The following is a 24,083-nucleotide window of genomic DNA, read 5'->3' on the forward strand; positions in this document are numbered from 1 at the left end:
TCGTACGCAGCTCTGGTCGGACGTTACTTGACGATGCCCTTGTCCTTCAGCCAGGCGGCTGCTGCGTCCTTGGGTGCCTGCTTCTGGTCGCCGCTGACCGCACGGTTCAGGTTGATGAGGTCATCCGTGGTCAGGATCTTGGAGACGTTGTTGAGCGCTTCCTTGGCCTTGTCCGTCATCTTGGCCTCCTTGACCAGCGGAAGTACCTGCTGGGCCTTGAAGTTGTTCTTCGGGTCTTCCAGGACCACGAGGTCGTTATCTGCGATGGACGGCGTAGTGGTGTAAATGTCCGCTACCTGCACCTTGTCCTCCAGCAGAGCCTGGAGCGTCAGGTTGCCGCCGCCGTCGCTGAAGGGCTGGAGGCCTTTGAGCTCGCAGTTGTAGTTGGCCTTCAGGCCCGGGAAGCCGTAGGCACGCGTCTCAAACGTGGCCGGAGCTGCCATGGTGAAGTCCTTGCAGACCTTGGCCAGGTCCTCGATGGATTTCAGTTGGTACTTCTCCGCAGTCGCTTTGGTGACCACCATGGCGTCCTTGGACTCGGCCTTTGCCGGTTCCAAAACCGCGAGGCCATCCGGAAGCTTGCCCGGGAGCGCTTTGTAGACGTCCTCCGCGGAAACTTCCTTGGCTTCGGTGTCCACGTAGGACAGGAGGTTGCCGGAGTAGTCCGGGACGAGGTCGATGGAGCCGTCCTGGACTGCCTTGAAGTAAATTTCGCGCGAACCGATGTTCGGCTTGGAGGTGGCGGTCAGACCCGCGGCGTTGAGCGCGCCAACGTAGATCTCGGCAATGACCTGGCTCTCGGGGAAGTCGGCCGAACCGACAACCAGCGAGCCACTGGCAGCGGATCCGCTGGGTGCCGAGGTGGACGGCGTGGCCAAGGGGCTTCCGCCACACGCGCTCAACGCGAGGGCCACACCCAGTCCGGCTGCGAGGCCGCCGAGACCACGGCGTGTAAGGGTCATGGGGACGGGGTTCTTCATGGTGTACCTCCTTGAACGGCAGCCCCGGCGGGAGCTGTGGCTGTGGGATCGTCGGACGCCTTCTGGCGGCCGCTTGAGTCGAGGGTCAGGCCTGGTGAGATGACGAGCCGCTGTACCCCGGCCAGGATCAGGTCTACGGCGATGGCGAGCCCGGCAATGAGCAGGGAACCACCCAGCATCCGGGGAAAATCCTGCAGGACGAGGCCGTCAAACAGGTAGCGCCCCAGTCCGCCCAGAGGCAGGTAGGCCACCACCGAGACGGTGGCGATGACTTGCAGGACCGCGGTGCGGATGCCACCAAACATCACCTGCAGTCCGTTGGGCACTTCCACCCGGAAGAGGATCTGAAGTTCGGTCATGCCCATGGCTCGGGCAGCATCTACCACGGTGGAATCGACGCTGGAGATCCCGGCGTACGTACCGGCCAGCAATGGCGGCACCGTGAGAATGACCAGAGCCCAGACGGGCGGCATCAAGCCGCTGCCTGCGAGCAAGGCGAACAGCACCAGCAAACCGAGGGTCGGGAGTGCACGCAGCGCACCGGCGACGGCGACCGCAACCACCCTGCCACGGCCGGTGTGCCCGATGTAAAGACCAATGGGTACGGCGATGGCCGCGGCGATCAGGAGAACGAGTCCGCTGTATTGCAGGTGTTCCATCAATCGGGTGGGGATGCCACCGCTTCCGGTCCAGTTCTTGGGGCTCGTCAGCCAGGCTATGGTCTCGGCGAAGATGTTCATGCAGAGGCCCCCGGATCCGGGCGAAGGCCAGCGTGTGGAGTGGCCGGCCCGGACTTGGGTTCGGTGAGAAGCGCAGTTCCGTCCTGCCGTGGAGTCTTTCCGCCGGCGGCACGGGTCCACGGAGTCAGGAGCCGCTCAAGAACCACCAGGACAGCGTCCATCAGCAAAGCCAGGATAAGAATGGCGATGATTCCAACCACCACAACGGTAATGAAGGTACGCTGCAGGCCGTCAGTGAACAGAACTCCGAGGTTTCCCACCCCAAGGAGTGCGGCGACGCTGACCAACGAGATGTTGCTGACCGACACCACGCGCAAGCCTGCGAACAACACCGGCAAGGACAAGGGCAGGTCAACCTGGAAGAAACGCGCCAGGGGCTTGAACCCCATGGCAACGGCAGCATTGCGGAGGTCGTCGTCCACGGAATCGAACGCATCAATGGCCGCGCGGACCAGCAGCGCCACCGCATAAATGGTCAGCGCCACCACGACGTTCAGCGGATCCAGGATCCTGGTGCCAAGGATGGTGGGCAGAATGATGAAAAGTGCCAGCGAAGGAATGGTGTACAGCAAAGAGGTAGCGGTGGTCAATATCGACCTGAGCGTGCTGTTGCGCCTGGCCAGCTGGGCCAACGGGATGGAAATCAGCAGGCCCAGGATCATGGGAATGATGGCGAGCACCATGTGCTGGCCAGCCAATCCCAGGACCATGCCACTGTTGTCGAGGAACCACTCCATCAGGTGGCGTCCTCCCTGTGGTGGCGGACTTCTTCGATGAGTGCCAGGACTTCCGGCGCCTTCAAGACTCCGGCCACGCGGCCGTCGTCGTCTACTGCCACGCCAAGACCCGACGGCGACGACAACGCCGCGTCCAGGGCGCGGCGCAGTGTGTCTCCCTTGCGGAACAGCGATCCGCCCGGGATCAAACCTGCACCGTCGCGCGGCGAGGACCATCCCAACGGGCGGGAGTCGGCGTCGACCACCAAGGCCCACTCCCCCGATGCCCGGCCCGCATGATGACCGTCGGAAGGACTAACCATGGCGACAGGGTGCAGGGTCACTGCGTCAGCTGCGGTGAAAGCCAGGTGCCTGAATCCGCGGTCGCGTCCCACGAAGGAGGCCACGAAATCGTTGGCCGGTGCCCTCAGGATTTCTTCCGGCGCAGCATACTGGGCCAGTTTCCCTCCAACGGCGAAGACCGCAACCTTATCGCCAAGAACCGTTGCTTCGTCGATGTCGTGCGTGACGAAAACAATGGTCTTGGCCAGTTCACGCTGGAGGCGCAGGAGTTCCTGTTGCAGTTCGTCACGGACCACCGGATCCACCGCGCTGAAGGGTTCGTCCATCAGCAGGACGGGCGGATCAGCAGCGAGCGCCCGGGCCACCCCGACGCGCTGCTGCTGACCACCTGAGAGTTGCGACGGATACCGCTTGCCGAGGGCCGAAGCCAATCCGACGACGTCCAGGAGTTCCACTGCGCGCTTCCGCGCATCCGCTTTGGAAACACCGTTGAGGCGCGGGACGGTGGCGATGTTGTCCAGGACGGAGCGGTGCGGCAGGAGGCCGGAAGACTGCATGACGTAGCCCATGGAGCGGCGGAGCTCAGGCGCAGGAACCTGTGAAACGTCCCTGCCCGCCACAGTGATGGTCCCGCTGGTGGGCTCCACCATCCGGTTGATCATGCGCAGGGATGTGGTCTTGCCGCAGCCCGAAGGCCCAACGAACACCGTGATGGAGCCTTTATCGATGGACATACTGAGGGCGTCCACCGCCGGCTGCCCGCCCTGGTATTGCTTGGTGACGCTCTGGAACTCAATCATGGCTTCGGCCATACCCGGGCTTACCTATCTGTGGTCGAGAACATCGGCAGAGCCACACGATCATATGCACTCTTATTACTTGGCTGCAAAGCAATCTTCACCCAGCCTAGCCAGCACCACGGGCGATGTCAGCGCCGCCACGTTTTCCGTAATGAATCGGCAATGTTCAGCGTTTCCGTCGCTTGTTGCCTTTCCCGGCCCGCTCCTCAGCTTGGTCGTGCCTGTACCGTTCCGCCGCGCGTTGGCCCCTTTCTGCCGACACCACCTTTTGATGCCACTCACGCTGGTAGGCGCGGCGGGCAGCGGCGTCATGTTTCCTGGCCAGGGCAGCCAGCTCACGTTGCAGTTTCAGGTAGCTTGCCCACCGCCGGGGATCGAGTGTTTCTTCCGCGAGCGCCTCCTGGACCGCACATCCCGGCTCGGCCTGGTGGGCGCAGTCCGCGAAGCGGCACTCGGCGAAGAGTTCTTCAAGGTCGCCGAACATCTCCTCCATCCCCTCGTCTGCGTCGAACAGGGCGAACCCGCGGACCCCGGGGGTGTCCATCAGCACAGCACCACCGGCCAACGGCACCAGCTCCCGGGACGTGGTGGTGTGCTTACCTTTGCCGTCACCGGCCCGCACCTCTCCTGTCTGTTGGACCTCACGTCCGGCGAGCGCGTTGATCAGGGTTGATTTCCCTGCCCCGGAGGGCCCCAGGAAAACCAGGGTGGCCCCTGCGGGGATGTGCTGCCTGAGTTCGTCCAGCCCGTCGCCTTGCTCCGCCGAGGTAGTCACGACATCCACGCCGGCTGCCTGCAGGATGACCTCCCCCACGACGTCGTCCGCCAACCGGGCAAGATCGGCTTTGGTGATGACCACCAGTGGCGTGGCGCCGGAATCCCAAGCGGCAACCAAGGTCCGTTCCAAGCGGTTGTGGGTCAGAGGACGGTCCACCGGAACCACTACGGCGACGATGTCGATGTTGCTGCCCAGGATCTGCTCCTCGGAAGAGGCTTCGAAGGCACGCTTGCGGCTCAGCGCCGAACGACGCGGCAAAACCTCGACGACGGCGGGCTCACCCGCTGCGTTGTGGCCGAGCCACACCCAGTCTCCGGTAGCCGGCACAAGCCCGTGGGATGGATAGGGCAGGTGGAGCAGGCCGTCGTCCGAAGCGACCAGCACCCGGTTCCTGTCCAAGCGGACCACGCGGCCCGGTCTGGCGTTTTGTTGGAGGTGGGAAGAGGCGTTGGCGCGGAAAAATCCGGCAGTTTCCTCGGTGAAGCCGTAGTCGACGGGACCACGAAGGTGCAGGGTGGAACTGCTTAAGGGGTTGCTTGAAGAAGCGAAAGTGTTCAATGGAAGCCTCTGCTGAGGCCCGGCCACCTAGCTCTGGCAGGCTGATGCCGGGACAGGAATGATGGGCTGATGACGGCGCACCGCAACTGGGAGCGGGGCGCGCAAGATCGCTGCAATCATCAAATCCACCCCCTCGGCATCCTGGCCGGCAACTGAATAGCCGACAACGTTGTACAGCGTAGCCAAGCAACCGGGGATTTGGCTAGGCCTTGCGGCAAACTGGTTTAGCTGGGTTTCCCGTCTGCCGGGCGCTCCCTGTAGAGGCGCAGCGCCGTGTCGACCAAGGAGACCCGGTTAAGTTTTTGGATGTCCTCCACGGGAATCCATGCAGCATGGGTGGTGCTTCCATCCACCTCGTGGGTCAATTCGCCGCCTACCACCGTGGCCTCGTAGACCAGCCGCAGTGCTTGGAAGTCTTTCACCGAACCATCCGGGCGGATATCGCCGGGCCAGTGGCCGACGTCGATCCCCAGCATGCCATCAATACGCGCTTCGTAGCCGGTTTCCTCGAAAACTTCCCGCTTGCAGCCGTCAACGGGGTGTTCGGCAAGATCCAGGCCTCCGCCCGGCAGCGTCCACCCTTCCTTGCCGTCTTGCTTCCAATAGGCCAGCAGGATCTTCCCGTCCCGGACAATAACGGCGTACGCGGCTGGGCGGGTATCGAACTGCAGGGTCATGGAGCCAGCATAATTCCTTGGACCAGATCCCCTTAGGGAAGTTCGGCCGCCGCGATGGGCCCGGCTTCGACGGGGCCCAGATCAGGTATTTCGCGAAGTTCGACGACGGTCCCCGGCTTCCCAAGCTCCAGCACCTTGATGCTGTTTTTGCCGGGCCTCAGCAACGGAGCGGGCGCGTAGAGGGTCACTTGTGGCCCCTTCTCCCAGTACCTGCCGAGCAGGAAGCCGTTGAGCCAGACGAAGCCCTTCCCGGAATCAGGCAGGGCGAGGTAGGTGTCGGCCGGTTCGCCAATCTCGAAGTCGGCTCCGGCCAGTCCTTCCAGGTCTTCCTGCTTCCAGTCGGCCAGGGGCACCGGTGTCTGCGTCCAATGGAACGTGTACCGCTGGTTGATGAGGACACCGCCCAGGATGCCTTTGCCGCGGCCTGTCAATGGGCCGTAGTTGATGCGACCCAGGTTCTCCACGAGGATCTCCAGCTTGGCGGGAACTCCGGTGCCGGTGACGACGAGCCCCTCAGCACCGGTGACATCGTCGAGCACACCGACGAAGTCACCGTCTACCCACACGTAGGCGCGGTCGTTCAGGCCGGTAATTTTTAGCCGGCTCTCGGTGGGATCGCCGGTTCGTCCGGGCAGGATGGCTTCGGCAGCGTATAGGACCATCCCGGCGTCGAGTCCAAGCTGCTCGAAGCTCAGCGGCTTGACGCTGCTGACGGCTCCGCTTGCTTTCCTGACCAGACCGAGCAGCGCCGGCCCCTCGGATAGGGGCAGGGACCGGGCCGGAAGTACCGGGGCGTCGGCCAGCAACTCCGCAGGGAGTTCCGGCAGCTCTTGGATGCCTTGGGCGTGGAAGAATTCCCGGCGGAAGGCGTGAAATTTGGGCGTCAGGGCGCCGTTCTCTGCGATGGGCGCGTCGGAATCGTAGCTGGTGACCGTGGGCTGGAGCATGGTGCCATCGTGGTTGCTGCCGGACGTCAGCCCAAAGTTGGTCCCGCCGTGGGCCATATAGGCGCAGAGCGAACCGCCCAGATCCAGCATCTTGCGTGCTTCCCGTGCGGCATCATCAGCGTCTCGTCGGTGGTGCAGTTCGCCCCAGTGGTCGAACCAGCCGCCCCAGAACTCAACATTAAAAAACGGCTCGCCGGGCCGGCGTCGCTGCCACGTCGTTATGGCTTCGTCGCCCCGGCTTCCCAACGTAGCAGTCGCCCACGTTCCTTCGATCGAACCGCCGTCGAGGAAGTAGTCGTTGCCGCCGTCGGCTGTGAAGAGCATCTCCGTGATGCCGCGCTCTTCCAGGACGCGCCGGTTCCAACGGATGTACTCGTGGTCGTCGCCGTAGCTGCCGTATTCGTTCTCGATCTGCACGGCGACCACGGGCCCGCCTGCTGATTCTTGACGCGATGCGACGACCGGCATGAGGTGGTCGAACCACTCCTCAACGGCCGCCGTGAAGACCGGATCCATGCATCGCAGGCCAATGCCGGGGACACCGGTCAGCCAGGCGGGAAAACCGCCGTTGTCCCACTCGGCACAAATGTAGGGACCGGGGCGGACGATGACGTCCAGTCCCTCTTCCGAAGCGAGGTCGATGAACCTCCCGAGGTCACGCCATCCGCTGAAGTCGGGGGCCCGATCGCGCTTAGGCTGGTGGAAGTTCCAGGCGACGTAGGTGTCGACGGTATTGGCGCCCATCGCCTTCAGCCGACGCAGACGGTCCTGCCAGAGATCCGGATGGATCCGAAAGTAGTGGATGGCTCCGGCGAGGATACGATACGGTTCACCCGAACGGTAAAGGATGGCGTCGTGGTAGCTCAAAAGGGCGTTGTTCACACGGAACAGATTAGCTCAATTTCCAACATTTATGCACAGGTGATGAACACATGACCAATCTTGATACTTCTCCGGCTCAGGAAGTCTGCCCGGCCGCCCACGAAGGTCAAGGGCCTTGCGTTCAGTTGTGGCCCGAACGCGAAGTCCCCCTGGGCGGTGTCCGGGCCATGAACGTCCTCCGGACGCTGCCCCAGCGTGGCCTGCCCACCGTGGGAGCGTGGTGTTTCCTGGATAGTTTCGGTCCGGACAGAGTGGCCATGAGCGTCCTCCCCCACCCGCACTGCGGACTCCAAACAGTGACGTGGCCACTCGAAGGAGCCGTCCGGCACCGTGACAGCGTGGGCAGCGATGTGGTGGTCCGGCCGGGCGAGCTGAACATCATGACAGCAGGCCACGGCATCTCACACTCCGAATTCTCCGTGCTCCCCGCGACCACCGGTACGGGATCGAGCCCCGTAGTGGAAGAACTCCCGGTGTCGCGGGGCCTGCAATTGTGGGTCGCACTGCCCGACGAACACCGCCACCGCGCGCCATCCTTCGAACAGGTCCGGGACCTGCCGGTGGCCGTGGGCGAAGGCTTCACCGCCACCGTCATGGTGGGCGAATTTGCCGGCCACCGCTCCCCTGCCACCATGTTCAGCCCGATTGTTGGGGTTGACATCACGGGCACGGGCTCCCTGGACCTCCCTTTGCGACCGGACTTCGAGCACGCCGTGTTGGTCTTGGACGGTCACCTGGTGATTGACGGTCAGGACATTGAGGCCGGGCCCCTGGCTTACCTCGGTGCCGGCAGGACCAGCCTTGCTGTGGAAGCAAAGCCGGACACCCGCTTCACGCTCCTTGGCGGCGAGCCGTTCGGCGAAGACCTGCTGATGTGGTGGAACTTTGTGGGGCGGACCCACGAAGAAGTGGAAAAGGCCCGCGAGGAATGGGAGGCGGAGGGATTGCTCGACGACGCTGCTGCCGCCGCCTCACGCTTCGGCTTCGTCCAAGGCCACGGCCCCGACGCCGGGCCGGAAGCAGGCCGCATACCCGCTCCACCACTTCCCGGAGTCAAGCTGCGCCCGAGAACCCGGGGCTGAGTTTTTGTACAGCTGATGCCCTCACTGAGACGTTCCAGGGACGTCAGCTGTACAAAATCCCCGGCTAGGACCGCTGCTCGGCCACCAATCGCGGTACGCCAAACACCGGATCCTGTTGCAGGATGCGGACGTCCACAATCCCGTCCTCTGCCAGTTTGGCTTTGAAGGCTTCCTGCAGCCGGGGGACGTTCATGCCAAGTCCGCTTCCGAGGATTACCGGACCATCCATTCCCAGCTGGCGAACGGCTTGCCGGGCGAGGTCAGCGAGGTCCCTGCCGGCCTGTTCCACCATCGCTTGGCTGATGTCGTCTCCGGCGTCCGCGGCTTCAACAACCAGCCTCGCCTGCTGTGCCCAATAGCGGCGGCCGGTGTCCGGTGAGTGGAACATGGCAATCAGCTTTCCCGGTTCATCCACTCCGCAGGAGTCCAGCAGCGCACGGCTGAGCGCATCCGGCTCCAAGCCTTGGTTCATTCGCCTCAGACTGTGTCGGACGGCTTCACGCCCCAGCCAATAGCCGCTTCCTTCGTCGCCCAGAAGGTAGCCCCAGCCACCCGCCCGGGCCTCTTCCCCGGCGTCATTCTTTCCCCACGCAGCTGAGCCCGTACCGGCAATGACGGCAACGCCCGCACTCGCGCCGCCAGCCGCCAACAGCAGGCGGGAATCATGAACCACGGTGATGTGGGCCCCGGGCGCATGGGGGGCGATCAGGTCCGCGAGCGCCTGCGCGTCTTCCTCAGTGTCGATCCCGCCGGCGCCTGCATAGACTTCGTCAATTTCACCGCCGCCGATTTTGCCGAACAGTTCGGCGAGGTTGGCTGCTGCCTGTTCCCTGCTGACGTTTTGCACGTTGGAACTTCCGGCGCTTTCATCACGGACCGGCGCGCCATTTTGGAACCGTACGCCACGGGTCTTGGTGCCGCCGATATCGAGCCCGATGACCGTTCCACTCAAGGCCTCCGATGGGGCAGGGGAATGCTGGGCAGAGTCAAGATTGTTCACCGTGAAAGACTAGCTTGGAGCGTCCGGAGGAGAAACTGTCAATGCCACATCCCCTGTTCAACACACCGTTTATTGCTGCTCCCATGGCGGGCGGAACCTCCACACCGGATTTGGCTCGGGCCGTTCACGAGGGTGGTGGTCTGGGTTTCCTCGCTGCCGGCTACAAGAGCGCCGAGGCCATGTGCGCCGAGATCGCAGCGGCCAGGTCCCTCGGCATTCCCTTCGGCATGAACGTCTTTGTACCCGACCCACGCCAGCTCCCTCCCGGCCCGGAGGCAGTGGAAAGGCTTGAGGCCTACCGGGCAGAGCTTGAGCCTGAGGCCGCCCGGTACGGCGTGGCCTTGCCTCCCTTGCGCCTTGATGACGACGACGCCTGGCAGGACAAAATCGACGCCCTCCTCGCGGACCCGGTGGAGTTCGTCAGCTTCGCTTTCGGTCTTCCTGGCAAACAGGTGGTGACCGCGCTCCAAAAGGCCGGAACAACCGTCATTTCCAGCGTGACCAGCGTCGCTGAGGCCTTGGCTGCCGCCGAAGACGGTCCGGACGCCCTCGCCGTCCAGCACACGTCCGCGGGCGGACACACGGCTGCCTTCCTGCCGGGCACTCCGGAACCAGCGGGAGCCCCGGGCGCCGGAACCCCCGCAGCCCGGACGACGGCGGAACTGGTCGCCCAGGTGCGTGCCGCCGTCGCAGTTCCCCTGATCGCGGCAGGGGCCGTCATGGACGGCCGCGGCCTACGGGAGGTGCTGGCGGCTGGGGCGTCAGCGGCCCAAATCGGGACCGCCCTGGTTCGGACCGACGAGAGCGGTGCCCGGCAGGCGCACAAGGATGCCTTGGGTGACTCCGTGTTCACACAAACCGCGATGACCCGGGCCTTCACCGGGCGCATGGCCCGAGCCCTGGTCAACGATTTCGTCCGCGACCATCAGGACGCACCGGAGGGCTACCCTGCCATCCATCACCTCACGGCACCGGTCAGGGCGGCCTCTTCCGCGGCCGGCGATCCGCAGCGGCTCAACCTCTGGGCAGGGACGGGTTGGCAGCGGGCCCGGGAAGGGTCAGCGAAGGATGTGGTCAGGGAGTTCCTGAGCGGGCTCTGACGAGTTCCGCGAGCAACTCTCCGCCCTCGGTGACCACCAGTTCACGGAAGAGCCGCACAGCGTCCGGTTCGAAGCTTCTCTCCCGCCAGGCGAGGCCGATCTGCCGAAACGCCAGGTCGGATTCGATGGCCACTTCAACCAGTCCAAGTTCGGCTTTGGGCAGGAACTGTCCCGTGCCTGAACCGGGACCGGCGGGCGGAAGGATGCTGAACCCCAGTCCGGCCGAAACCAGCCCGCGGGCCGAGGTGGATTCCTGGACTTCAAAGGCGATCCGCGGGCGGAAGCCCGCCTCCCGCAGGAGTGCCTCGCCGAGTGCCCGCAGCCCAACTCCGGCTGGAAGCGTGATGTAGGGGTCGTGGCGCAGCTCTGAAAGGTGCACGCTGGCCCGCGCGGCAAGGGGGTGCCGATAGTGCAGGACCACCCTGAGTGGCTCCCGGTAGAGCGGAAGGGAACGGATGCCTTTGCCTTCGGGCGCAATGGGTGCGGTCAGTGCGAAGTCCATCTCGCCGCTGGCCAACTGCTGCAGGCAATCGTCGCGCGGGCCTTGCCAGAGTTCGAACACCGCATGGGGGTGGAGCCCGCGGAACGCGCTGATGAGCAGTGGAAGCGTCGCCTCTCCGAACGTGTGTTGGAAGGACACACCGATCCGGCCCCTCACCACGTCAGACTCGTGCCTGACCCTGTCCAGGCCGGCCTGGAAACTCTCCAGCGCTGCTTCGATGTAGGGCAGAAGTGTTCTGGCCTCGGGGGTGAGCCGGATGCCGCGGCCGTCGCGGATCAGCAGGTCCGCTCCTACGATTGCACTGGCCCTGGCCACTGCACGGCTCACTGTCGACTGTGGAACGCCCAGGATCTCCGCTGTTTCGGTCATGTGTTCCGTGCGGCCAAGTTCCGCCAGGACAGGCAGGAGCGGAAGAAGCTGAATGAGCTGGTGGTGGTCCGGCTCCATGGTGTTCTCCCTTCCGCCTTCCGCAGCAGCCCGCCGCCGCCAAGGTGCCGGTCCCGGATTCATGCTGTGATGCATCAATTATAAGCAACCCATGCATTGGAAAGCCGAGTCACTGGCGCCCTACTCTTGCCGGGTGACCAACACCATCGCCAGCGGCAGCGCAGAAACGTGGGACGGCCATGCCAGGGGTTCCCGCGGATACAGCCGGATTCTCGCAGCGCTGGCTCTTGCCGGAGTTGCAACCTTTGCCCAGCTGTACTCGACACAGGCTGTCCTGCCCCTCATGGCCCACGACCTCAAGATCACTGCAGCCGAGGCCGCACTCAGCATTTCCCTTGCCACCGCAGGTCTTGCCATCACCGTGCTGCCGTGGTCGTTCGTGGCGGACAGGATCGGCCGCGTGCGCGCCATGGCCATTGGCATCGCCGTGGCAACGCTGCTGGGGCTGCTGGTTCCCCTGGCGCCCACCGTGCCGATGTTGATGACGCTGCGCACGTTGGAAGGCATGGCTTTGGGCGGCATCCCCGCCATTGCCATCGCGTACCTCAACGAGGAAGTGACCAAGGTCCACACGGCGTTGGCGGCCGGGACCTATGTAGCCGGAACTACGTTGGGTGGCTTGGCCGGGCGCCTGGTGGCCGGCCCAGTGGGCGAGCTCTGGGGCTGGCGTGCCGCGACCCTTGCCGTCTCCTTGCTGGCCACTGTGTCCGCTGTCTTGTTCCTGGTCCTCGTGCCCAGGCAGCGACGCTTTAGTCCAGCCCCGGCGCTGGGATTCCGGGGTGCACTCAAGACGTTGAAAGGCCACTCGAGCAATCCCAAACTGGTGTCTTTGTACCTTCAGGCCTTCCTGCTCATGGGTGGCTTCGTAGCGGTTTACAACTACCTGGGGTTTCGACTGCACGCAGATCCGTTCCGGCTCCCTGCAACTGTAGTGAGCCTGATCTTCCTTGCGTATCTGTCCGGCACTGTCAGCTCACGGTGGGCCGCTGGACTGACCACGAGGTTTGGCAGGCGCAACGTCCTGGTGGCCGGAATTGCCATCATGTCCGCGGGGCTGGCGCTGACCTTGGTGGAGAACCTGGCAGCCACCCTCGCCGGGCTGGTGATTTTCACAGGCGGCTTCTTCGCCGCCCACAGTGTTGGTTCAGGCTGGACGGGGGCCATCGCCACGACGGGCAGGGCGCAGGCGGCATCCCTGTACAACCTGTCCTACTACCTGGGCTCCAGCGTGATCGGCTGGGCCGGCGGCCTGGCCTTCCAGGCGTTTGGCTGGCCGGCCTTGGCGTTGAGCGTCATCGTCCTTTCGTGCACGACGGCGGCAGTCACCTTGATAGTGCACCGCACACCAAACCAAGCCCGCTGATTTCCAGCCGCCTGCCCCTAGAATCAGAGGCATGACACAGGTCACGAAAAGCCGGGAACTGTCGTCACCGGAGCGTTTGCAGGCGTTTACGGATGCCGTGGTGGCGATTGCTTTGACGTTGTTGATCCTCCCGCTGATGGAGAGCGTGGGTGAGCTTGCAGACCACAACGGCACCACGGCCGAATGGTTGGCCGAAGAACAGTACGCATTGCTCGGATTCGTGCTGAGCTTTGTCCTCATTGCCGTGTTCTGGGTGCACCACCACAAGCTCTTCCGCAGCGTCAAGCACGTTGACCCGGGCCTGCTGTGGCTGACTGTGGCCTGGATGTTCACCATCGTGGTGATGCCGGTCGCCACATCCCTCTCCACCCAGATGCCCTCCGACTGGGCCCAACCGCTGATCTACATCGGCACCCTGTTTGCCACCAGCCTCATGCTCCTCCTGGCCCGCGCGTACTTGCGGTCACACCCCGACCTCCACACCATGGGAGATGCGGAATCGGCGTCAGGAATTCGAGCGAGTGGCATCATTTCCGGGCTCTTCCTGGCAGCCCTGGTTCTGGCCGTAGCCATTCCGGGTGCAGGCAACTGGCCCCTGCTCCTGATGCTGCTCAGTGAGCCACTCCAACGGCTGGATCGGCGACGGGCCCGCCGCGCACGGGTAAAGCGATAGTCACCTGAAGAATTCACCGATTAGGATGGATGGAAGGCAATTTCAGGAGGATCCGTGAGCAACCCCACGAAGAATGTTCGGTCAGGCACGGGCAGCGCTGAGCCGCTGGACGCGATTGATGAACGAATCCTCGCCGCGTTGGTGGATGACGCCCGGATCTCGAACAAGCAATTGGCAGAGCTTGTGGGGATCGCCCCCTCCACGGCCCTCATGCGGACCAGGGCTCTTTCCGAACGCGGAATCATCGAAGGCTTTGAGGCCGTGTTGAGCCTGCCGGCCATCGGCCGCTCCGTCCAAGCCCTCATCGCCGTCCGTCTCCGCGCCCACGACCGCGATCAGATCGACCGTTTTACGGCCCGCGTTCCCAAGCTTCCGGCGGTGATCTCCACTTTCCACACCACCGGTTCCGTTGACTACTTGCTGCACATCGCCGTCGCCAATACCGATGACCTCCGCAACTGGCTCCTGGACAACCTCGCCACGGATCCCGTAGTGGGCCACACGGAAACCACCATGGTCTTCCAGCACATCCCGGGCAATCGCGGACCGCTGCCGGAGTAGAACGACCAGGCGGCGCAGGTCAGGAACGCACTGCGCTCCGCAGCGAGATTGCCGCCAGCGTCAGCGCCGCAACGCCGCACAGGGCCGTGAAACCCACGACGGCGGCCTGGAGCCCCAGTGCCGAGACAGCCAGTCCCAGCCCGATCACCGGAACGGCACTACCCAGGTACGTGATGACGTAGACGGTACTGATGACCTGGGCGTGGCGGGAAGCCTCAACCTTTCCGGCAACTTCGTTGAAGACCTGCCGGAAAGCGATGCCTTGACCCATGCCCGCCGTGACGCTCGCAGCCACCAGCAGCCACGGGCTTGACCATGCGGCCGCAGCGCCCACCAGGACAACCGAGACCCCCAGGACCACCAAGGCCACGGGCACAACCCAACGGCCACGGGTACCCAAAAGCTGGCTCAGCGCCGAGGCGCCCAACGTGACTCCTGCCAGCAAGCCGATCAGCGGCCGCGAATCTGCATGGACCACACCGGCGAAGTACCCCGGCGCCAATGACAGGCAGAAGCCGAACACTGCGAAGCTCAGGAACCCGGTGGCAGCTGCCATCCAGAAGGCTCCGCGGGCATCACGGGAGATGGAAGGCTTCCGTGGCGCCAGGACCTTGAGGGGCTTCGGGCCCTCCGCCGGAGCGATGGCAGGCCTGGCTTTGAGGAGCCACAGGGGAATAAGGGCAGCTATCAGCACCGCCGAATGGACGTAGTACGGGGTGCGCGTGGGGTCCGGCAAAAGTGACAGGAGGCCACCGATTGCGGGGCCTGCCGCCACACCACCTGCCGAGGAGAGCAAAGTGAATCGGGAGGCCCACTCAGGCCGCTGGGGCAACAGTTCACGCAAGGCAGCTGAGCTGGCTCCGGTCGCCAGCCCCACTGCCACTCCCTGAAGTGCCCTCCCCATGGACAAGGCAACCAGTGTGTCCGCGTTTGCAAACATCACACCACCCACCAAACCGACCAGGACAGCCAACACCAATGCCGCACGACGCCCGATGTGGTCCGACCAATGTCCTGCCACCATGAGGACACCCACCAGTGCAAGGACGTAGCTGGAGAAAGCAACTGTCACGTCCAGCGATGTCATACCAAGCCTGGCCTGCAGCAAGGGATACAACGGAGTGGCCAGGTTGGCGCCTACCAGCAGCGTAAAGATGACGACGCCGGTCAACACCAGCCTGGCGGTGGTGGAGGCATCCCATCCCCAGCGGTTGGCGGTAACCGGACGCATGCGGAGTTCGCTCAAGACAGTCATTTCCATGCCTTCGGGCTCGGTGGCCGGGCTGATTGGTTCCTTGTGGGAAGCGCAGTCCGACTAAGTATTGGTGGCAACAGAATGCAGCAGGATTGATCTGAACATGCTGCAATAGTTTGAGAATTGAGCAAAAGACTCAAACTGGAATGACCCAAGTGAGCTGGAGTGACCATTTGAACACCCTCGACCCTATGGACCTGAAGATCCTCCTGGAACTCATCAAGGATCCCCGCATCCAGATCGCCGAGTTGAGCGACACCTTGGGTATTGCGCGCAACACTGCCCAGAGCAGGGTCAAGCGCCTCCTCCGGTCCGGGGTGCTGCACGCCGCCGGACGGGAGGTAGACCTCGAAAAGGTGGGGTACGACGTCGTCGCTTTCGTGACGATCGAAGTCACCCACCGCGAACTCGACGGCGTCATTGGTGCGCTGCGCTTGATCCCCCAGGTCCTGGAGGTCCACGAAATTTCCGGCCGGGGCGATCTCTGGTGCCGGGTAGTGGCAACCGACACCCACAACCTGCAGTCGGCACTGCGATCGGTCCTCCGCACCAAAGGCGTGATCCGGACGGAAACGGTGTTGGCCCTGCATACTCACATCCCGTACCGGACTGAACCACTGATCGAAAGGATGTCTGCCGCGCCAACACGGCCAAGGCTTGAGAGTCAGAGCCCCGGGTCACAGGCCCGAACCGACTAGGATTTCAGGAATGGATTGGCTCTCACACATCTCCCAGATCAACTGGTTCGCTGTACTTCTGGCCTTCGTTTCAAGCATGGTCATCGGCTTCGTCTGGTACATGCCGGCCGCCTTCGGACGCAGGTGGATGAAAGCGATCAACAAAACCGAAGACGACCTCAAGAATATTGAGGGCGGCGCCGGCATCTGGGTTCCCATGATGGTGGCCGCAGCGCTGACCAGCATTCTCCTGGCGGTCCTCATCAGCGCGCTGGAACTCAACACTTTTTGGGCCGGCGGATTCTTCGCGCTGATCCTGTCCTTGGTGATCCGCGCCGGCGGCCACGTCATCCACAACGGCTTCGCGGGGCGCCCCTCCGCGGTGACCGTCATCGATTCCGGCCACGACATCGCGGCCATGACCATTGCGGGCGCCATCATCGGAGCCATGCAGTAGCGTTCAACCAGTGACAATCATTGATAACGCCGTATACGTAGACGGCGTCCGCACAGCAACCCCGCACAGCCTCGAGCAGACGTTTGAGACCTTGGCGGAACACGGCGGCATGGCCTGGATCGGCTTGTACCGGCCCACGAAGGACGAGATGGCCGCCGTCGCCCAGGAATTCGGCCTCCACGAGCTCGCCGTGGAGGACGCCGTCTCGGCACATCAGCGGCCCAAGCTTGAGCGCTACGACCACAACCTGTTTACTGTCCTCCGCCCAGCCAGGTACCTCGATGAAACCGAGACAGTGGAGTTCGGCGAGCTGCACATCTTCACCGGACCAAACTTTGTGGTGACCATCCGGCACGCTGAGACCGGTGGGGTGGCCCGGGTCCGCCACCGGCTGGAGACACGACCGGACCTTCTCTGCCATGGGCCCGAAGCCGTGCTCTACGCTCTCCTGGACCAAGTGGTGGATGACTACGCGCCGGTAGTGGCAGGTCTTGAGAACGACATCGATGAGATAGAAGACCAGCTTTTCAGCGGCGACAGTACTGTGTCGCGCCGCATCTACGAGCTCGCCCGTGAAGTGATCCAGTTCCAACGGGCCATCCAGCCCCTCCCGGACATGATGGCCCTGCTGGAAAAGGGCTTCGAAAAATATGGCGTGGACATTGAGTTGCAGCGCTCCCTGCGCGACGTCGAGGACCATGTCCAGCGCGTCATTTCCCGCGTGAACTCCTTCCGGGATCTGTTGCAGAACGCGCTGACCCTGGATGGCACCCTGACGGCCAACCGCCAGAACGAAGCCAGCGCCGCGCAGAACGAGCAAGTCAAAAAGATCTCCTCCTGGGCTGCCATCCTCTTTGCCCCTTCCTTCGTGGCCGGCGTGTATGGGATGAATTTTGACCATATGCCGGAGCTGCATTGGGACTTTGGCTACCCCCTGGCGGTGGGGCTCATGTTCGGTGCAGCCCTGCTCATGTACGTCATTTTCAAGCGCAAAGGCTGGCTGTGACGCCACTGTCGAGGCCTGCTCCCCGCACTGCGCGGGACACTGTCCGCGCTTTGCTGGCGGGGATGGAGCACGACGCCGGACTGGCGGGTTTTGCGCTTGAGCCAAGTCAGCGACAGGCAGCCGAGCGGTTGGCGGCCTTCGGCGCCCAACTGACGGGCCGTCGTCGTCCGCTTCCCCGCAAGGCGCCGCGGAGCCTGTACTTCCACGGACCGGTGGGCCGCGGCAAGACATGGCTGATGGACAGCTTCTACGGACAGCTTGACGCCCGGAAACGCCGTGTCCACTTCCACGACTTCTTCCGCAGGCTCCATGCGGGAACCCACGTCTTTGAAGCCAACAGCGGAACTGCCATTGAGCAGTCCGTGGATGCATTGCTGGATGGAATCGACGTGCTGTTCTTCGACGAATTCCATGTCCATGACGTTGGCGATGGCATGTTCATTGCCCGGTTGTTGCGGTCTGCTGCGCAGCGCCGTATCCCCCTGGTGGTGACCTCGAACTACGCCCCGGACGACCTCCTGCCCAATCCCCTGTGGCACGACCATTTCCTGCCCACCATCGAGGCCATCAAAGAGATGATGGACATCGTGGAGATCGAGGGGCCCACGGATTTCCGCCGTTTTCCCGCCGCTGGAACTGCCCCTGCCGAAGGGTTTGCCGCGTTCCGCTCAGGTCGGATCGTCTCTCCCGGCACGCCCGCACAACTGGGGCGCCTCGGTCTCTTCCGGCCAGCACCATCCCAAGGCCGCGTTTTGCAACCGACAACCCAGCCGATTGTGGTCAGGAACTCCGACCCCGATGTGCTCTGGGTCGGTTTCGAGGAGCTCTGCGGTGGGCTCACCTCAACAGCGGACTTCCTGGTGTTGGCGGAGACCTATAAAACGTGGGTGATCGACGACGTTCCCTCCCCTGCAGGAAACGATTCGGCATCCGCACCCTCATGGCAGCGGTTCAGCAATGTGGTGGACGTGCTGCACGACCAGGACATCACGCTGTTCCTGATCGGCGAGGGACCGATGGAATGGGACATCGACGCATCCGGCAGTGATCTTTCGGTTTTGCCGGTGGATCTGGCGCGGATAGTGAGTCGTTTGTCCCTCTTGGGACGGTCAGAGCACCACGATGGCGTGGACAGTGCTGTCCACAGTGAAGAGGCCGCCGGAAGCTAAGCTTCCGACGGCCACAGCATGGTAAGGGTCCGGCCTTAGATGACACCGCCGGCTGCGGACGGTGCACTGGCATCGTCGCCGCCATCGCCGACCGTTTCGCGGGCGACGTAGTTCTCGATGTCGAAGAGGTTCTCAGCCCGTTCCGTGATGTTGAGCAGCGTGGTCATGGAAGCAACTTCCTCAACCTGCTCCTTCAGGAACCACAGCATGAACTGCTCGCCCAAAGCATCTCCCTCTGCACGGGCAACGCGGAACATCTCTTCGATGTTGCGTGTGACTTCCTTTTCCTGCTCCAACGCCAACGCGATGGGCTCCTTGGCGTTGGAAAAGTTGTTGCGAACAGGGGCGATGCCCGGGATCTCAACGTGCACATTGCGGTCCAGCATGTACTGGACCATCATCATGGCGTGGTTTCGCTCCTCGAGCGACTGACGGTAGAAGTGCCGGGCGAGCTGAGGCAAGTCTTCGCCATCAAAGTACACAGCCACTGCGATGTATTGCTGGGAGGCTGCAAACTCATTCGCAACCTGGGCGGACAACAGCTCATTGAAAGTCTTCTTAGCCATGGCTCGATCCTACAGGCGGACAATACCGGTTCCGGTGGTGAGATTCGCCACTGCTCAGGGCAGCAGCAGACTGATCCACACACCCGCAGCGGCCGCCACGACGCTGACTGCCATGGTCCCCAAGCCGTTGATGACCGCCAATGCTGTACGCCCGCTTTGAACGAGCCGGATGGTCTCAAGGCTGGCGGTGCTGAAGGTGGTGTAGCCGCCCAGGAAGCCCGTACCGAGGATGAGCAACAAGGACTCCGGTGCCTGGCCACGCATGACCAGGCCCGCCAGGAAACCCAGCAACAGGGAGCCCGAGATATTGATGATGACGGTCCCCCATGGGAAGGCAGTCTTCAGGCGTGCACGGACGAACCCGTCCACCACAAACCGCACTGCCGCACCCAGCCCACCGGCCAGAGCAAGAAGGATGACTGTCACAAGCGTCGTCCGGTTGCCCGCCGGTGATGCCAGGCGCCCAGCCAAATTCCTGCGGTGGCAGCGGCGGCCCCGCCTATTAGGCTCGCAGCGAGGTACACCGCAGCGGCTGGAGCAGCTCCAGCGGTGAACAGGTGCACCGCGTCCAGGGCCAACGTGCTGTAGGTGGTGTAGGCGCCCAGGAATCCCGTGCCCAAGGCGAGCCGCAGGACCCGGCGATTGCCGACGTCGGGCCCCCGGCGTGAAAGTCCCTCCAACAGCGCGCCCAACACCAGAGCACCCGAAAGGTTGATGACCAAGGTGGGAAGCGGCCACGCGCCGGGCGCTGGGATGACCAGCCCCAAACCGTACCGTGCGAGTGCTCCGAACACCCCGCCGGCTGCCACGATCGCGATGAAACCCCAATGGAGGTGGACGGGGTTATTGGCCTCAGTCGTCGTCATCGTCAGTGGGGACCCTGGGATTAACGGGAACAACGAGCACCGGCCGGGCCTGGCGGTGGAACAGGTGCCGCGCCACCGAGCCTGCCGTCAGTTCTTTCAATGCAGCAGCCAGTTTGTGCTCCCGGGTACCCACCACGATCATGGAGGCTCCAATGTCCTCAGCCTCACGGGCCAAAGCGCGGGCGGGTTCCCCGGCCAGATGGACCAGCGACCATTCAACGCCGTTGCCGTCCAAGTGGTCATGAAGGGTTTGCACCAGTGATTCGGGGATCCTGTGAAGATCCGCATCAATGCCGTCCGGATCGATCGGCGCTGCCAGCCCTCCGGTGCTGCCGTCCACCGGGTACACCGTGACGTCGGCATAGGCGCACACCAGCGGCAGCCGGGCACTGGCCGCCACAGTGGCTGCTTGTTGGAGGACCACTGGATGCTGCCCCGGCATGACGCCTACCAGGATGGGGCCGGCCGCACTGGTGGAAGCCTCGGAACGCGGGGCGGGAGTCTCTGTCACAAGGAAAGTCTACGGCGCGGTACTGGAGCCCGCGGTTGTTCTCAGGACTGTCGCCGGCCCGACCACAGGCCGTAGAGCAACGGGACCACTGAGCTGATCATCAGCACATTGCCCAGTCCGGGATCGTCCGTCCGCAGAACGGCTCCGGCGATCAGGAGAGCGCCGAAGATCAACGCCGCCACTGCACGCCGCGCCATCAGGATGAGACTCGCCATCTGCCGCTCCAGGCGCCGGTTGCCCACTTGGAGGGATCCTTCTTCCAGTCTCGAGACCAGCCCGTCCAGCCTCTTGGGCAGGCGAAGGGCGATGGCGGCGGCTTCGAGAGTTTGGGACGCGACATCGTTGATCAGGTTGCCGCGCTCGTCCCGCAGAAGTTGGGCCGCATATGGTTCCACCGAGTCCCACAGGTTGAAGCGGGCATCCAGAGAGCTGCACACACCCGACGTCAGGGACATGGCCCTGATAATGAGCAGGAAATTCTCGGGCAATTGGAAGGGCAGTGAGCGGATCACGCTGCCGAATTCAGTGCCGAATTCACGGAACTCCCGTGGGTCAACATCGCGAAGCTCGGCGAAGCCCATGCCACCGAAACGCGCAAAGAGCTGCGTCATCGCCCGCTCAAGCTCTGGGGTATCGGCTGACTGCATCAGCACCCCTACATCGCTGATGGCGGTGACCAGTCCCTTGCCGTCACGAGAGGCAGCGGCGATCAGGAGCTTCCGCAGGCCGCTTCGCGTCTCCACGGGAACCTCGCCCATCATTCCGAAGTCTATGAAGGTCAGTTTCCACGGATGTTCACTGGAAGGATCATTGGCCGGAGTAACGAAGATATTGCCGGGATGGGGATCGGCGTGGAAGAAACCCTTGGTGAACAACTGGTCAAACATCACCGAGGCGAAGACCGGTGCCACTTCGGTGGGGTCTATGCCGGCCAGGCGAAGCGAGTCCGCGTCCGTAATCTTGATGGCCGTGACATCTTCGAGGGTGAGCACGCGGCGGGTGGTCCGCTCCCACACCACCGCCGGAACGGTCACCCGAGCGTCATCGGCGAAGTCAGCAGCAAACCGCTCTGAATTGGCCGCTTCATTCAAGTAGTCGATTTCCTCGAGGCTGGTCTGCGCGAATTCCTTGATCAGCGCAGGAACGTCTGCACGGTTCGAAACGAGGCGGATGCGGCTGAGCCAGCCTCCCACTTTCCGCAAGGCAGCGAGGTCGACGTCTACTATTTCGGCGATGCCAGGCCGCTGCACCTTGAACACGACACTGCTGAGACCTGTGTCCTCGGCGTTACCGGAGAGCAGTTTCGCCCGGTGTGCTTGTCCCAGTGAAGCTGCCGCGATGGGAGTCTCCTCGACCGAAGCAAACACTGCCTCCAGGGAAGCCCCAAGTTCGGCCTCAGCCAAGGCCCGGATGGCGTGAAAAGGGACAGGTGGAACTTCGTCCTGCAGCCCCTCCAGCTCCGAGGTAATTTCCGGCGGGAGCACATCGAGCCGGGACGACATGAACTGGCCCACCTTGATCATCAGCCCGCCGAGCTCCACCGCGAGGCCATGAAAACGCCGGGCGAAGCGCCGCATTCTGTTGGCCCGGTTCCGTTCAGTCAGCCTGCGCAGGCCCACTCTGGGCAGGAACAGCTCGAACCACCAGGTCACCGCCAAATGCCATGCGGCGAATCGCAGGATTCGACGATAACGGGCACGGGGGTTCCCAGCTCCCCTCAGGGAATCAGCCCGTTCGCGCCGAATCGACGTCACCCCTTCAGTCCTGGGCGAGGATCGAGTACAGGCGGCGGCGTGCCTCCTCAAGCACCGTTACAGCCTCCTGCACTTGCTTGGGTGTCCCGGTACGGCCGACCTGCGCCGCAGCCTGCGCCAGGTCCACACCGGCCTTGGGCAGTGCAGCGAAACCCGGGCTCGATGACGTTCCCAGGGAATCCCATGGCGCTGACGTTTCGGAACCAGCCACGTCCTCCCGGCCCGCTTCGGTCAGGGAGTAGATTTTGCGCCCGTTGGACTCCTCGGCACTGACGAAACCTTCGTCCGCCAACAGCTGCAGGGTGGGATAGACGGAGCCGGCACTCGGCTTCCAACTACCGCCGCTGCGCTCTTCGATTTCATGAATGATCTGGTAGCCGTGCATGGGACGCTCAGCAAGCAGGGCAAGGATCGCCGATCGCAGCTCGCCCCGGCCCGCACGGGTTCCGGAACGCTTTTCGAACCGGGAACGGAACTCCTCAACGGCTTGCCACATGCCGTCCAGGTTGTTGCCCATGAATCCGTTTGCAGGGAATGAATTGTGCATCAAGCTCACCTCAATCAGTCGCGAACGATACTAAACGATAGTTAACGATATACCTTCACGCGGCTTAGGAACAACGGAGGGATGGCCGGTTCATGCTGGCGGGTATGGCTGCGCTGACTAACCATGGAAAGGAGATGAGGTGTTTGGCCATCGAGTTCCTTCGAGGCACACGAGTAGTTGGTACTCGTCTTTGCTTGTGCTTGAAAGATCCACTACTTGCCGGGCACGATAGCTGGCGGGCTGAATTGTGGAGCTAAGGAGATTCGAACTCCTGACCTCTTCGATGCGAACGAAGCGCTCTACCAACTGAGCTATAGCCCCCTGGGCCAGACCGTAACCGTCCGGCCAGTGTCCCTAGGCTACAAACTTTCGCGGCGCTTTTCCAACCACGACACGAACGTCTCCACGCCATCCTTTTGCCCGGGGATCAGGTTGTTGCCGGATCGCAGGAATGCACCCATCGCCCCAGGCAACGGCACCTCCACAATCGTTCCCCGCGCGCCGGTAACCGCCTTCCACGACTCCGCCATCTGCCGCATGGTGAGCACTTCCGGACCACCCACCGTACGCAGGCGGTGACGTTCAGGAGAGGCGCTCTCCATGGCAGCGTCCAGCAGTGCCCGTGCAACGTCAACTGGCGAGATGGTCTGGAATCTTGTGCGCTTGAAGACAGGAATGAGGCGCACCTTGGCCCCGGCAGCGAAGATCATTGCCACCAAGCCGTGAAACTGTGTTGCGCGAACCACCACGGTCTCAAGCGGAGATGCAGAGTACTTCCGCTCTTTCCCAACCTTGGAGACGTAATACGAATAACTGCTGAGGTCGCAGTTAATGATGGACAACGCCACCGCCCTGCCGACCCCGGCACGGTGAGCCGAGGCAAGAAGGCGGGCACCGCCGTCGGCGAATTCTCGTTGGGCTTTGCCGAACTGAGCTTCAAGGCAGTCAATCACGACGTCGACGCCCTCCAGTGCGGCCGCCAGCCCTTCTCCTGTGGTGACGTCGCCCGCAACGTAGGTGGCGCCGTCGTGATGCTTCTCCGAGCCGGGAGGCGGCACGTGGCGTGACAAAGAGGTCACCTCATGACCCGCATCCAGAGCAAGCCGGACAACCTCGCGACCTACCTGGCCGGTACCGCCTGCTACGCAGATACTGGCCATGCGTGG

26 protein-coding genes and 1 tRNA gene are annotated in these 24,083 nt (G+C 63.3%); 9 read left to right on the top strand and 18 right to left on the bottom strand.

Translation table 11 applies throughout. From position 1 onward, the window contains the following. Positions 1-23: 23 nt before the first annotated feature. From AYX22_RS15135 to AYX22_RS15165, 7 genes are all read right to left on the bottom strand, one after another. Positions 24-980 (bottom strand): ABC transporter substrate-binding protein, encoded by a 957-nt coding sequence (locus AYX22_RS15135; protein WP_207594157.1) that lies wholly within the window; start codon positions 978-980, stop codon positions 24-26. Next, the gene (locus AYX22_RS15140) at positions 977-1,720 is read right to left on the bottom strand and encodes an ABC transporter permease (protein ID WP_207594158.1); all 744 of its coding nucleotides are present in this window, start codon (positions 1,718-1,720) and stop codon (positions 977-979) included. Before AYX22_RS15140 ends, AYX22_RS15135 begins: the two co-directional genes overlap by 4 nt. Further along, entirely contained in the window at positions 1,717-2,457 is a 741-nt protein-coding gene (locus AYX22_RS15145; protein ID WP_207594159.1) for an ABC transporter permease, read from the bottom strand. Before AYX22_RS15145 ends, AYX22_RS15140 begins: the two co-directional genes overlap by 4 nt. Beyond that, on the bottom strand, positions 2,457-3,551 hold the full coding sequence (locus AYX22_RS15150) for an ATP-binding cassette domain-containing protein (protein WP_278251932.1): 1,095 nt from the start codon (positions 3,549-3,551) through the stop codon (positions 2,457-2,459). The genes AYX22_RS15145 and AYX22_RS15150 overlap by 1 nt, the downstream gene beginning before the upstream one ends. A gap of 154 nt (positions 3,552-3,705) precedes the next feature. Beyond that, the gene (gene rsgA / locus AYX22_RS15155) at positions 3,706-4,875 is read right to left on the bottom strand and encodes a ribosome small subunit-dependent GTPase A (RefSeq protein WP_207594161.1); all 1,170 of its coding nucleotides are present in this window, start codon (positions 4,873-4,875) and stop codon (positions 3,706-3,708) included. Between the two features lie 224 nt (positions 4,876-5,099). Then, positions 5,100-5,552 carry an NUDIX hydrolase gene (locus tag AYX22_RS15160; protein WP_207594162.1) on the bottom strand — a complete coding sequence of 151 codons (453 nt, stop codon included), beginning with the start codon at positions 5,550-5,552 and terminating at the stop codon, positions 5,100-5,102. 32 nt (positions 5,553-5,584) lie between these two features. Continuing rightward, positions 5,585-7,381, bottom strand: coding sequence for a beta-galactosidase family protein (locus AYX22_RS15165; RefSeq protein ID WP_207594163.1), 1,797 nt, complete (start codon positions 7,379-7,381; stop codon positions 5,585-5,587). Positions 7,382-7,431: 50 nt separating this feature from the next. On the opposite strand from AYX22_RS15165, the gene AYX22_RS15170 reads away from it, so the two are divergent. Then, positions 7,432-8,463, top strand: coding sequence for a pirin family protein (locus AYX22_RS15170; RefSeq protein WP_207594164.1), 1,032 nt, complete (start codon positions 7,432-7,434; stop codon positions 8,461-8,463). Between the two features lie 64 nt (positions 8,464-8,527). On the opposite strand, the gene AYX22_RS15175 is transcribed toward AYX22_RS15170, so the two are convergent. Next, positions 8,528-9,463, bottom strand: coding sequence for a BadF/BadG/BcrA/BcrD ATPase family protein (locus AYX22_RS15175; protein ID WP_207594165.1), 936 nt, complete (start codon positions 9,461-9,463; stop codon positions 8,528-8,530). A 41-nt stretch (positions 9,464-9,504) separates the two neighbouring features. Between AYX22_RS15175 and AYX22_RS15180 the strand changes: the two genes are divergently transcribed. Beyond that, entirely contained in the window at positions 9,505-10,563 is a 1,059-nt protein-coding gene (locus tag AYX22_RS15180) for a nitronate monooxygenase (protein ID WP_207594166.1), read from the top strand. On the opposite strand, the gene AYX22_RS15185 is transcribed toward AYX22_RS15180, so the two are convergent. After that, a complete protein-coding gene (locus AYX22_RS15185) occupies positions 10,538-11,512 on the bottom strand; it encodes a LysR family transcriptional regulator (RefSeq protein WP_207597604.1) in 975 nt (324 codons plus the stop codon). The genes AYX22_RS15180 and AYX22_RS15185 overlap by 26 nt on opposite strands. Positions 11,513-11,645: 133 nt before the next feature. Here AYX22_RS15185 and AYX22_RS15190 point away from each other — a divergent pair, with 133 nt between their 5' ends. Genes AYX22_RS15190 through AYX22_RS15200 form a run of 3 tightly spaced genes read left to right on the top strand, consistent with a single transcriptional unit; the run spans position 11,646 to position 14,109 of the window. Continuing rightward, positions 11,646-12,875: an MFS transporter gene (locus AYX22_RS15190; protein WP_207594167.1), complete on the top strand. Its 1,230-nt coding sequence runs from the start codon at positions 11,646-11,648 to the stop codon at positions 12,873-12,875. A gap of 31 nt (positions 12,876-12,906) precedes the next feature. Then, entirely contained in the window at positions 12,907-13,548 is a 642-nt protein-coding gene (locus AYX22_RS15195; protein WP_207594168.1) for a TMEM175 family protein, read from the top strand. A gap of 54 nt (positions 13,549-13,602) precedes the next feature. Then, complete coding sequence (locus AYX22_RS15200; protein WP_089595726.1) at positions 13,603-14,109, top strand: Lrp/AsnC family transcriptional regulator; 507 nt, start codon at positions 13,603-13,605, stop codon at positions 14,107-14,109. 19 nt (positions 14,110-14,128) lie between these two features. Here the strand turns inward: AYX22_RS15200 and AYX22_RS15205 are convergent, their stop codons facing one another. Further along, positions 14,129-15,364, bottom strand: a complete 1,236-nt coding sequence (locus AYX22_RS15205) for an MFS transporter (protein WP_207594169.1) — start codon at positions 15,362-15,364, stop codon at positions 14,129-14,131. Between the two features lie 173 nt (positions 15,365-15,537). Between AYX22_RS15205 and AYX22_RS15210 the strand changes: the two genes are divergently transcribed. Genes AYX22_RS15210 through zapE form a run of 4 tightly spaced genes read left to right on the top strand, consistent with a single transcriptional unit; the run spans position 15,538 to position 18,673 of the window. Further along, positions 15,538-16,062, top strand: coding sequence for an Lrp/AsnC family transcriptional regulator (locus AYX22_RS15210; protein WP_207597605.1), 525 nt, complete (start codon positions 15,538-15,540; stop codon positions 16,060-16,062). 10 nt (positions 16,063-16,072) lie between these two features. Next, positions 16,073-16,498, top strand: a complete 426-nt coding sequence (locus AYX22_RS15215; RefSeq protein ID WP_207594170.1) for a DUF1761 domain-containing protein — start codon at positions 16,073-16,075, stop codon at positions 16,496-16,498. A 10-nt stretch (positions 16,499-16,508) separates the two neighbouring features. After that, the gene (gene corA / locus AYX22_RS15220) at positions 16,509-17,504 is read left to right on the top strand and encodes a magnesium/cobalt transporter CorA (protein WP_207594171.1); all 996 of its coding nucleotides are present in this window, start codon (positions 16,509-16,511) and stop codon (positions 17,502-17,504) included. After that, on the top strand, positions 17,501-18,673 hold the full coding sequence (zapE, locus tag AYX22_RS15225; protein ID WP_242703352.1) for a cell division protein ZapE: 1,173 nt from the start codon (positions 17,501-17,503) through the stop codon (positions 18,671-18,673). The genes corA and zapE overlap by 4 nt, the downstream gene beginning before the upstream one ends. Positions 18,674-18,708: 35 nt before the next feature. On the opposite strand, the gene AYX22_RS15230 is transcribed toward zapE, so the two are convergent. The 8 genes from AYX22_RS15230 to AYX22_RS15265 all read right to left on the bottom strand — a co-directional run bounded on the left by AYX22_RS15230 (position 18,709) and on the right by AYX22_RS15265 (position 24,077). Then, positions 18,709-19,239, bottom strand: coding sequence for a ferritin (locus AYX22_RS15230; RefSeq protein ID WP_207594172.1), 531 nt, complete (start codon positions 19,237-19,239; stop codon positions 18,709-18,711). A gap of 54 nt (positions 19,240-19,293) precedes the next feature. Further along, positions 19,294-19,665 carry a fluoride efflux transporter CrcB gene (gene crcB / locus AYX22_RS15235; RefSeq protein ID WP_207594173.1) on the bottom strand — a complete coding sequence of 124 codons (372 nt, stop codon included), beginning with the start codon at positions 19,663-19,665 and terminating at the stop codon, positions 19,294-19,296. Next, positions 19,662-20,105 carry a CrcB family protein gene (locus AYX22_RS15240; RefSeq protein ID WP_207594174.1) on the bottom strand — a complete coding sequence of 148 codons (444 nt, stop codon included), beginning with the start codon at positions 20,103-20,105 and terminating at the stop codon, positions 19,662-19,664. The genes crcB and AYX22_RS15240 overlap by 4 nt, the downstream gene beginning before the upstream one ends. Further along, the gene (locus AYX22_RS15245) at positions 20,092-20,616 is read right to left on the bottom strand and encodes a universal stress protein (protein ID WP_207594175.1); all 525 of its coding nucleotides are present in this window, start codon (positions 20,614-20,616) and stop codon (positions 20,092-20,094) included. The genes AYX22_RS15240 and AYX22_RS15245 overlap by 14 nt, the downstream gene beginning before the upstream one ends. Before the next feature lie 41 nt (positions 20,617-20,657). After that, the gene (locus tag AYX22_RS15250; RefSeq protein ID WP_207594176.1) at positions 20,658-22,370 is read right to left on the bottom strand and encodes an AarF/UbiB family protein; all 1,713 of its coding nucleotides are present in this window, start codon (positions 22,368-22,370) and stop codon (positions 20,658-20,660) included. A gap of 4 nt (positions 22,371-22,374) precedes the next feature. Next, entirely contained in the window at positions 22,375-22,917 is a 543-nt protein-coding gene (locus AYX22_RS15255) for a PadR family transcriptional regulator (RefSeq protein WP_089595737.1), read from the bottom strand. A 248-nt stretch (positions 22,918-23,165) separates the two neighbouring features. Further along, positions 23,166-23,238: transfer RNA gene (locus tag AYX22_RS15260), tRNA-Ala, on the bottom strand. Positions 23,239-23,276: 38 nt separating this feature from the next. Next, the gene (locus tag AYX22_RS15265) at positions 23,277-24,077 is read right to left on the bottom strand and encodes an NAD(P)H-binding protein (RefSeq protein WP_207594177.1); all 801 of its coding nucleotides are present in this window, start codon (positions 24,075-24,077) and stop codon (positions 23,277-23,279) included. Positions 24,078-24,083 lie beyond the last annotated feature (6 nt).

Origin of the sequence: Arthrobacter sp. D5-1, from assembly GCF_017357425.1 — a bacterium.
Taxonomy (GTDB): Bacteria; Actinomycetota; Actinomycetes; order Actinomycetales; family Micrococcaceae; genus Arthrobacter.

Bases quoted from the DNA above. Each gene is read 5' to 3' on its own strand.
- AYX22_RS15135 (WP_207594157.1), bottom strand. From the start codon at position 980: ATGAAGAACCCCGTCCCCATGACCCTTACACGCCGTGGTCTCGGCGGC.
- AYX22_RS15140 (WP_207594158.1), bottom strand. From the start codon at position 1,720: ATGAACATCTTCGCCGAGACCATAGCCTGGCTGACGAGCCCCAAGAAC.
- AYX22_RS15145 (WP_207594159.1), bottom strand. From the start codon at position 2,457: ATGGAGTGGTTCCTCGACAACAGTGGCATGGTCCTGGGATTGGCTGGC.
- AYX22_RS15150 (WP_278251932.1), bottom strand. From the start codon at position 3,551: ATGGCCGAAGCCATGATTGAGTTCCAGAGCGTCACCAAGCAATACCAG.
- AYX22_RS15160 (WP_207594162.1), bottom strand. From the start codon at position 5,552: ATGACCCTGCAGTTCGATACCCGCCCAGCCGCGTACGCCGTTATTGTC.
- AYX22_RS15170 (WP_207594164.1), top strand. From the start codon at position 7,432: ATGACCAATCTTGATACTTCTCCGGCTCAGGAAGTCTGCCCGGCCGCC.
- AYX22_RS15180 (WP_207594166.1), top strand. From the start codon at position 9,505: ATGCCACATCCCCTGTTCAACACACCGTTTATTGCTGCTCCCATGGCG.
- AYX22_RS15185 (WP_207597604.1), bottom strand. From the start codon at position 11,512: ATGGAGCCGGACCACCACCAGCTCATTCAGCTTCTTCCGCTCCTGCCT.
- AYX22_RS15195 (WP_207594168.1), top strand. From the start codon at position 12,907: ATGACACAGGTCACGAAAAGCCGGGAACTGTCGTCACCGGAGCGTTTG.
- AYX22_RS15205 (WP_207594169.1), bottom strand. From the start codon at position 15,364: ATGACTGTCTTGAGCGAACTCCGCATGCGTCCGGTTACCGCCAACCGC.
- AYX22_RS15215 (WP_207594170.1), top strand. From the start codon at position 16,073: ATGGATTGGCTCTCACACATCTCCCAGATCAACTGGTTCGCTGTACTT.
- AYX22_RS15230 (WP_207594172.1), bottom strand. From the start codon at position 19,239: ATGGCTAAGAAGACTTTCAATGAGCTGTTGTCCGCCCAGGTTGCGAAT.
- AYX22_RS15240 (WP_207594174.1), bottom strand. From the start codon at position 20,105: ATGACGACGACTGAGGCCAATAACCCCGTCCACCTCCATTGGGGTTTC.
- AYX22_RS15255 (WP_089595737.1), bottom strand. From the start codon at position 22,917: ATGCACAATTCATTCCCTGCAAACGGATTCATGGGCAACAACCTGGAC.
- AYX22_RS15265 (WP_207594177.1), bottom strand. From the start codon at position 24,077: ATGGCCAGTATCTGCGTAGCAGGCGGTACCGGCCAGGTAGGTCGCGAG.